This is a genomic window from Bacillus sp. AFS098217, assembly GCF_002551815.1.
In the GTDB taxonomy this organism is placed as follows: domain Bacteria; phylum Bacillota; class Bacilli; order Bacillales; family Bacillaceae_G; genus Bacillus_A.
In genome coordinates, this window is record NZ_NVPR01000138.1 from 1 (window position 1) to 1,360 (window position 1,360).

Here is a 1,360-nt window from a genome sequence, read left to right on the forward strand (position 1 = left end):
CGTGATTTAACTCGTCGTCGCAAAAAAGTGATTGGTGATATGACAGCAGAAAAAAACAGAATCCAAAAAACGTTAGAGTGTTCTAATATTAAGTTAGGATCTGTTATTTCTGATGTATTTGGTGTATCCGGACGAAAATTATTAACTCGTCTTGTAGAACAAGGATACGTAAGTTACAAGATGTCGAAGAGACAATTCACACAAAAATGATGCCAAAAGCCCAAGATATTTCAGATTCATTATTCGGTACATTAAACGAACATCAAATTTTCTTAATTCGGCATTCGTGGAATCACATCTTATTTCTCGAACAAGCCATTGAACAATTAGAAGCACGAATAGACGAACTCTTACTAACAATACCAGGTGTGAAAAAAAATACTGTCGCAAGCATCATCGCAGAGATTGGTATCGAAATGAGCCAATTCCCTTCTGCGCAACAACTATCCTCTTGGGCAGGTGTATCACCAGGCAATCATGAAAGTGCCGGTAAAAAAAAGCACCCGGACTATAAAAGGAAATCCGCACATCAAAACAACACTTTGTGAAGTAGCATGGGCCATTTCACGTATGCGGAAAACATGGTTATCAGGAAAATTCTGGTCATTAGCTGCACGAAGAGGAAAGAGAAAAGCAATCATCGCCATTGCACATAAAGTAATTAAGGTGATATACCATATATTGAAACAACGAACGGCATTTATTGAATACTCAAAATTACTAGCATAGACCAGTTTCCAATTTCATATACACAAACTACTGAAAAAATATCTAAAGAACAGTAGTCTTCTTTCTTATTGTCTTTTTGCGTGTTTCACACGCAAAAAGAAGATCTTAGTTTATTTTTCAAAACCTAAATAGTGCATAACCCACTTTTTATTTTCACAGAAAAAGTGGGGTTTTATGTCGGTTTTTTAAGTGATATATATGTTTGTTTTATAAGGGAAGGGAACGATGAGGCTTCAAATTTAACGTATTTCCGAAAGAAGTCCACATCTTCAAGCGCGTGACGTGCAAGAGCCCAGCGGTAAGATGGGGATGAATTTTGGTTAGGCATAGCCTAACTGATTTGTGAGAACTGCCAATTGTTTGTATGGTGTATACGTTCCATATCTGATATCTTCACTTGCTTATAAGATTTAGAAAGATTTTGTATATATTGTCCATGTATATTTTGTACGTATACCATTTTTCCTGTAAATCCTGTCACAAATCCTACTTGTCCAAATAGCTTTACTTTATCACCTAAATAGATTTCATCTAGATGTGGTGTATTTTTCTTGTTCCGTTTTGCACTTATATTCTTTGTTTTTCTTCCTTTTCTTGCAGTTGCTTCATGTAGGGAGCGTTTTTTCTTTCT

At 35.7% G+C, this 1,360-nt stretch carries 2 protein-coding genes and 2 pseudogenes; 3 read left to right on the forward strand and 1 reads right to left on the reverse strand.

The window, feature by feature from the left end:
* The 3 genes and pseudogenes from COO03_RS27240 to COO03_RS27245 form a co-directional block, all read left to right on the forward strand.
* Nucleotides 1-210: pseudogene (locus COO03_RS27240) on the forward strand (IS110 family transposase); the annotation flags it as partial.
* A complete protein-coding gene (locus COO03_RS23795; protein ID WP_097899465.1) occupies nt 207-548 on the forward strand; it encodes a transposase in 342 nt (113 codons plus the stop codon). The pseudogene COO03_RS27240 and the gene COO03_RS23795, both read left to right, overlap by 4 nt.
* A gap of 22 nt (nt 549-570) precedes the next feature.
* Complete coding sequence (locus COO03_RS27245) at nt 571-729, forward strand: hypothetical protein (RefSeq protein ID WP_154724660.1); 159 nt, start codon at nt 571-573, stop codon at nt 727-729.
* Between the two features lie 331 nt (nt 730-1,060).
* On the opposite strand, the pseudogene COO03_RS23800 reads toward COO03_RS27245, so the two are convergent.
* Nucleotides 1,061-1,360 (reverse strand): annotated as a pseudogene (locus COO03_RS23800) (RNA-guided endonuclease IscB); the annotation flags it as partial.

Excerpts from the sequence above, each read along its gene's own strand:
- COO03_RS23795 (WP_097899465.1), top strand. The coding sequence starts at position 207 with ATGATGCCAAAAGCCCAAGATATTTCAGATTCATTATTCGGTACATTA.
- COO03_RS27245 (WP_154724660.1), top strand. The coding sequence starts at position 571 with ATGCGGAAAACATGGTTATCAGGAAAATTCTGGTCATTAGCTGCACGA.